General features: G+C 43.3%; 6 protein-coding genes. All 6 read left to right on the top strand.

From position 1 onward, the window contains the following. Positions 1-144: 144 nt before the first annotated feature. The 6 genes from rpsL to H6F47_RS18280 all read left to right on the top strand — a co-directional run bounded on the left by rpsL (position 145) and on the right by H6F47_RS18280 (position 6,577). The gene (gene rpsL, locus H6F47_RS18305) at positions 145-528 is read left to right on the top strand and encodes a 30S ribosomal protein S12 (RefSeq protein WP_096570169.1); all 384 of its coding nucleotides are present in this window, start codon (positions 145-147) and stop codon (positions 526-528) included. A gap of 676 nt (positions 529-1,204) precedes the next feature. Then, positions 1,205-1,675, top strand: coding sequence for a 30S ribosomal protein S7 (gene rpsG, locus H6F47_RS18300; protein WP_137667411.1), 471 nt, complete (start codon positions 1,205-1,207; stop codon positions 1,673-1,675). A 138-nt stretch (positions 1,676-1,813) separates the two neighbouring features. Beyond that, the gene (gene fusA, locus H6F47_RS18295; RefSeq protein ID WP_096570165.1) at positions 1,814-3,892 is read left to right on the top strand and encodes an elongation factor G; all 2,079 of its coding nucleotides are present in this window, start codon (positions 1,814-1,816) and stop codon (positions 3,890-3,892) included. 22 nt (positions 3,893-3,914) lie between these two features. Next, complete coding sequence (gene tuf / locus H6F47_RS18290; RefSeq protein WP_190650383.1) at positions 3,915-5,144, top strand: elongation factor Tu; 1,230 nt, start codon at positions 3,915-3,917, stop codon at positions 5,142-5,144. 186 nt (positions 5,145-5,330) lie between these two features. Then, entirely contained in the window at positions 5,331-5,648 is a 318-nt protein-coding gene (gene rpsJ, locus H6F47_RS18285) for a 30S ribosomal protein S10 (protein WP_010998474.1), read from the top strand. A 278-nt stretch (positions 5,649-5,926) separates the two neighbouring features. After that, on the top strand, positions 5,927-6,577 hold the full coding sequence (locus H6F47_RS18280; RefSeq protein ID WP_096570161.1) for an LON peptidase substrate-binding domain-containing protein: 651 nt from the start codon (positions 5,927-5,929) through the stop codon (positions 6,575-6,577). Positions 6,578-6,751 lie beyond the last annotated feature (174 nt).

Here is a 6,751-nt window from a genome sequence, read left to right as displayed (position 1 = left end):
TGCCCCCTGCCCCCTGCCCCCTGCCTCCTGACTCCTGACTCCTGACTCCTGAACTCCTAAAAAATAATTGACGTAAAAACCAAAAAAACGCTATAATCAGGATTTGTTAAAATAAAACATAAGCAGCTTAACGCGCTGTCACTCATGCCAACAATACAGCAGCTAATCCGTAGTGAACGCGAACTAGCGCGTCAAAAAACCAAGTCTCCTGCTCTGAAACAATGTCCTCAACGTCGAGGAGTATGCACCAGAGTATATACGACTACCCCTAAAAAACCAAACTCAGCCCTCCGCAAAGTAGCAAGGGTCAGATTAACTTCTGGATTTGAAGTCACAGCTTACATTCCAGGTATTGGCCATAACTTGCAAGAACACTCTGTTGTGATGATTCGTGGTGGTCGGGTAAAAGACTTACCAGGCGTGAGATACCACATTATTCGTGGAACCTTAGATACAGCCGGAGTTAAAGACCGGAAGCAAGGACGTTCCAAATATGGAACTAAGCGCCCAAAAGAAGCGAAAAAATAGGAAATAGGCGATTAATCGCATGAATATTGCATGAATAACGATTAATCGTCTAATTTCAGCCCCCATAAAACACAGAATCTAGCGGTGTATTCTTGTTTAAGAAATTAAGCTATAACTTGCACTAAGCGAGCAAGTGTAAGAGTTTAAAAGCAGAATACTGTAAGCAATAGCAACACTTTAATGTAAATATTAGAGTTGATAGTGTTGTCGCCTTCTGTTTATGGTATAGGGTTAACAGCCGGTTAGTGTTTTACTAACGAAAGCTAACAAATGATCACATTTGCTCAAGATTTATGTCTGCTCATGAACAGAAAAACTTGAGACTTGAAGACCCGAAAAAAGACCATTATTGATAGGTATTTTAGGTAATAACCAAGCCTAAATACTCAATATTAGGGTGAGATACACCCAATCTGAAAGCCTGTGGACTGGACAGTGCCGACACTTCTAGGAGTTCAGTGAGCGTAGTCGAACTGATGAAGCAGGAAGAAAAAGCAGCAAGGCTTGTTAGCATTAGTTAGCTTTTTGTATGGGTAAAAAAAACTAATGAGTTGAGCTTAAAAGCAACTAAGTCCAAAACTCAAGGAAATTTAAGCGGTTGCTCACACCGCTTTTAGATTTCTATGTTCTGATAACATATAATTTCGTTGCCAAATTCCGAATTCAAGGATGAAGTATGTCTCGTCGTGGTGTTAGTCAAAGGCGGCCTGTTCCGCCTGACTCAGTGTATAATAGTCGCCTCGTTAGTATGATGATGCGACGGGTAATGCGTCATGGCAAAAAATCTCTCGCTGCCAGAATTGTTTATGATGCTTTAAAAACTATTGAAGAACGGACAGGCGGCAATCCTCTGGAAACATTTGAAAGAGCAGTCCGCAACGCCACACCTTTAGTAGAGGTCAAAGCTCGAAGAGTAGGTGGTGCAACTTATCAAGTACCAATGGAAGTACGTTCTGATCGGGGTACTACCCTAGCACTGCGGTGGTTAGTACAATTTTCTAGGTCTAGGCCAGGTCGTACGATGTCCAGTAGACTAGCAAATGAGTTAATGGACGCAGCTAACGAAACAGGCAGTTCCATTCGCAAACGTGAAGAAACTCACCGCATGGCTGAAGCCAACAAAGCATTTGCACACTACCGTTACTAAGTGGAGCAACGATATATCGCCTAATTGCCAGCGGTATATCGGCAACTTTCTGCCCAAGACGGTTTTCCGTAAAAGTATAGAATCTTAACAAAGAGTAATATACAAGATATCATGAGTCCTAAATTATAGGAGGTAACTGTGGCACGCACAAACCCGCTAGAGAAAGTACGCAATATCGGTATTGCGGCGCATATAGATGCGGGAAAAACGACAACAACAGAGAGAATATTATTTTACTCTGGGATAATTCATAAAATTGGTGAAGTTCACGAAGGAACTGCTGTAACAGACTGGATGGATCAGGAGCGGGAGCGAGGAATTACCATTACTGCCGCTGCGATTAGTACCAGCTGGAAAGATCATCAAATTAACATTATTGACACTCCCGGTCACGTGGACTTCACAATTGAAGTTGAACGTTCCATGCGGGTGTTAGATGGTGTAATCGCTGTCTTTTGTTCTGTTGGTGGTGTTCAACCTCAGTCTGAGACAGTATGGCGGCAAGCTGACCGCTACAAAGTACCTCGCATTGCCTTCATCAACAAGATGGATCGCACAGGAGCGAACTTTTATAGAGTTCATGAGCAAATGCGCGATCGCCTGCGGGCAAATGCCATTGCTATTCAACTGCCCATCGGTAGCGAAAGTGATTTTAAAGGCATCATTGACTTGGTGCGGATGTGTGCATACATTTACACCAACGACCAAGGAACCGATATTCAAGAAACAGAAATTCCGGCTGAACTACAAGAACAGGTAGCAGAATACCGCACTAAGTTAATAGAAGCGGTAGCAGAAACTAGTGATGATCTGATGACTAAGTACTTCGAGGGCGAAGAACTTACAGAAGAAGAAATCCGTACAGCCCTACGTAAAGGTACAATTGAGGGAAAAATTGTACCCGTGCTTTGTGGTTCAGCCTTTAAAAATAAAGGTGTGCAGTTGATGCTGGATGCAGTTGTAGATTACCTGCCAGCACCAATTGAAGTACCACCAATTCAAGGCTTATTGCCAAATGGCGAGACAGTGGAGCGCCGGGCGGATGACAGCGAACCTCTAGCTGCTCTAGCATTCAAGATCATGGCTGACCCCTACGGTCGCCTCACCTTTGTGCGTGTTTATTCTGGTGTATTGAAAAAAGGCAGCTACGTCCTGAACGCCAGTAAAGACAAGAAAGAACGGATTTCCCGCCTAGTGCTGATGAAAGCAGATGAACGACAAGATGTCGAAGAACTGCGGGCAGGTGACTTAGGTGCAGCTTTGGGACTAAAAGACACCTTGACAGGTGACACTTTATGTGATGAAGGATCACCAGTTATTCTGGAATCCCTGTTCATTCCTGAACCTGTGATCTCCGTAGCGGTTGAACCCAAAACCAAGAACGACATGGATAAGCTGTCAAAGGCACTACAATCTTTGTCAGAAGAAGATCCTACCTTCCGTGTCAGTGTTGATCCAGAAACTAACCAAACCGTGATTGCGGGGATGGGAGAGTTACACCTGGAAATTCTAGTAGACCGGATGTTACGGGAATTCAAGGTAGAAGCGAATGTTGGTGCGCCACAGGTAGCTTACCGCGAAACCATTCGGAAAACAGTTACCAACGTAGAAGGCAAATTCATCCGTCAAAGTGGTGGTAAAGGTCAATACGGTCACGTTGTGATCAATTTAGAACCAGGAGACCCAGGCACTGGCTTTGAATTCGTCTCTAAAATTGTCGGTGGCGTAGTACCTAAAGAGTATATAGGCCCCGCAGAGCAGGGTATGAAAGAAAGCTGCGAATCTGGTATTTTAGCTGGATATCCACTAATTGACGTGAAAGCAACGTTAGTTCACGGCTCCTACCACGATGTAGACTCTTCGGAAATGGCTTTCAAAATTGCCGGTTCAATGGCGATGAAAGAGGCAGTGCTGAAAGCTTCACCAGTCCTCTTAGAGCCTATGATGAAAGTTGCAGTAGAAGTTCCCGAAGACTTTATGGGAACTGTCATAGGTGACTTAATCTCCCGTAGAGGACAGATTGAAAACCAAATCACTGAACAGGGAATCGCTAAGGTGACATCCAAAGTTCCACTAGCGACTATGTTTGGTTACGCCACAGATATCCGGTCTAAGACCCAAGGCCGAGGTATCTTCACGATGGAATTCAGCCACTATGAAGAGGTGCCTCGCAGCGTGGCTGAAACTATCATTGCTAAAAGCAAAGGGAACGCTTAATTAAAAAAGGAAACGAGTATACATGGCACGCGAAAAGTTTGACAGAAAAAAACCTCACGTTAATATCGGTACTGTTGGCCACGTTGACCACGGTAAAACTACTTTAACAGCAGCCATTACCATGACCTTGGCAGCTATGGGTCAGGCTACAGCTAAGGGTTACGACCAAATTGACAACGCACCCGAAGAAAAAGCACGGGGTATTACCATCAACACCGCTCACGTTGAGTATGAAACCGAATCTCGGCACTATGCTCACGTAGACTGCCCCGGACACGCTGACTATGTGAAAAACATGATCACTGGTGCGGCACAAATGGACGGTGGTATCCTCGTAGTTGCAGCTACGGACGGTCCTATGCCCCAAACTCGTGAACACATCCTGTTGGCAAAACAAGTAGGTGTTCCCAGCTTGGTTGTCTTCTTGAACAAAGAAGATTTGATGGATGACCCAGAACTTCTGGAATTAGTAGAACTGGAACTGCGGGAACTACTTACTAGCTATGATTTCCCCGGTGATGACATCCCCATTATCAAAGGTTCTGGTCTACAAGCTTTGGAAGCAATGACTAAGAATCCTAAACTCCAAAAAGGAGAAAATCCCTGGGTAGATAAAATCTACGAATTGATGGATGCTGTAGATTCCTACATCCCCACTCCTGAGCGTGATGTTGATAAACCCTTCTTGATGGCAGTAGAAGACGTATTCACCATCACAGGTCGTGGTACAGTTGCTACTGGCCGGATTGAACGTGGTAAAGTTAAGGTTGGCGATACAGTTGAGATAATTGGACTCAAAGATACCCGGAGTACGGCTGTAACCGGTATCGAGATGTTCAAGAAGAGTCTCGACGAAGGTATGGCTGGAGATAACGCTGGTGTATTGCTACGTGGTCTCAAAAAAGAAGACATCGAGCGTGGAATGGTAATTGCCAAGCCTGGTTCTATTACACCTCACACTCAATTTGAAGGTGAAGTTTACGTTTTGACTGAGAAAGAAGGTGGTCGGAAAACACCATTTTTCGCAGGTTATCGTCCTCAGTTCTATGTACGGACAACTGATGTAACTGGCACAATTCAAAGCTATACCGCTGATGATGGTAGCGCAGTAGAAATGGTAATGCCAGGCGATCGCATCAAAATGACAGTGGAACTGATCAACGCGATCGCGATTGAGCAAGGTATGCGCTTTGCGATTCGTGAAGGTGGCCGGACTATTGGTGCTGGTGTCGTTTCTAAAATCATCAAGTAGTACCTTTTTGTCTTTGTAATTAAGAGCAGAGATTGGAAAAGTACGTCTCTGCTCTTTTATCTTCCCTTTAGCAATTTTGGATTTTAATTTATGATTCTTGTTTGTTTCTCAAATCTAAAATCTAAAATCTAAAATCTAAAATCTAAAATCTAAAATCTAAAATTCACAGAACCTGGAAAACTAAAGATGGCAACTTTACAGCAGCAGAAGATTAGAATTCGCTTACAGGCTTTTGACCGACGTTTATTGGATACATCTTGCGAGAAGATTGTAGATACAGCTAACCGTACTAACGCTACAGCTATCGGACCGATTCCTTTACCCACAAAACGGAAGATATATTGCGTGCTGCGCTCACCTCACGTAGATAAAGATTCCCGTGAGCATTTTGAAACCCGCACCCATCGTCGGATTATTGATATTTACCAGCCTTCTTCTAAAACTATTGATGCGCTGATGAAGTTGGATTTACCATCTGGTGTAGATATCGAAGTCAAACTTTAATTAGAACAGGAAATAGAGAATAGGGAATAGGGAATAGGGAAGAGAGATCAATATTAGTCTTCTTTTTCCTTTTGCCTGTTGCCTTTTCCCACTGATAACTGAAAATCTACATGGAATATTTTTAGGTATGAATATTAACCCAGCCCTAAGAGAAATTTTCTTAGGGTTTTTCAATAGCTATCCAACAAATGATAAAATATAAACAAAGTACGGCGACAGTAAAAGTAAAAAAATATATTTTCAGAATAAATAAGAATAAACTTGATACCCACCTAACAATGACATCTTCTTCAAAAATTGCCGTCCGTGAACTACCTCTGTTCCCGTTACCCGAAGTGGTGCTGTTTCCCACCAGACCATTACCCCTACATATATTTGAATTTCGCTACCGCATCATGATGAACACGATTTTGGAAGGCGATCGCAGATTTGGAGTTGTGATGGTCGATCCCATCCAAGGTACTATTGCTAATGTCGGTTGCTGTGCGGAAATTATTCATTACCAGCGATTACCAGACGACCGGATGGAAATGTTAACTTTGGGACAGCAAAGGTTTCGAGTTTTAGAGTATGTTCGTGAAAAGCCCTATCGTGTTGGTTTAGTAGAATGGATTGAAGACCATCCCCCGTCTCAGGACTTGCGACCTTTAGCTGCTGATGTAGAACAGCTACTGCGGGATGTTGTCCGTCTTTCAGCTAAATTAACTGAAAAAGATATCGAACTGCCAGAAGATTTACCTGATTTACCAACAGAGCTATCTTACTGGGTGGCAAGTAACCTTTATGGTGTAGCTCCTGAACAGCAAGCATTGTTAGAACTACAAGACACATCTGCTCGCTTACAAAGAGAAGCAGAAATTTTGACTTCTACTCGCAATCATCTGGCAGCACGTTCTGTTCTTAAAGACACTTTTAGTAATATGGGCTAATCATCAACTATTGTGTTTTGCCGGTAATGGGTAATGGGTAATTGGTAATTGGTAAGTAGGTGGGCGTTGAAAATTGTCGTCATGACAAGGCAGGAGGCAGGAGGCAGAAGGCAGGAGGTAAAAAGCTTTTGGGCAACTTTACTTTTTTATTCAGCAAACCCTACTTAGGGGTTG

The sequence above is a fragment of the Sphaerospermopsis sp. FACHB-1094 genome (assembly GCF_014696195.1).
Lineage (GTDB): Bacteria > Cyanobacteriota > Cyanobacteriia > Cyanobacteriales > Nostocaceae > Sphaerospermopsis > Sphaerospermopsis kisseleviana.
This window is presented reverse-complemented; position numbering and strand designations above follow the sequence as displayed.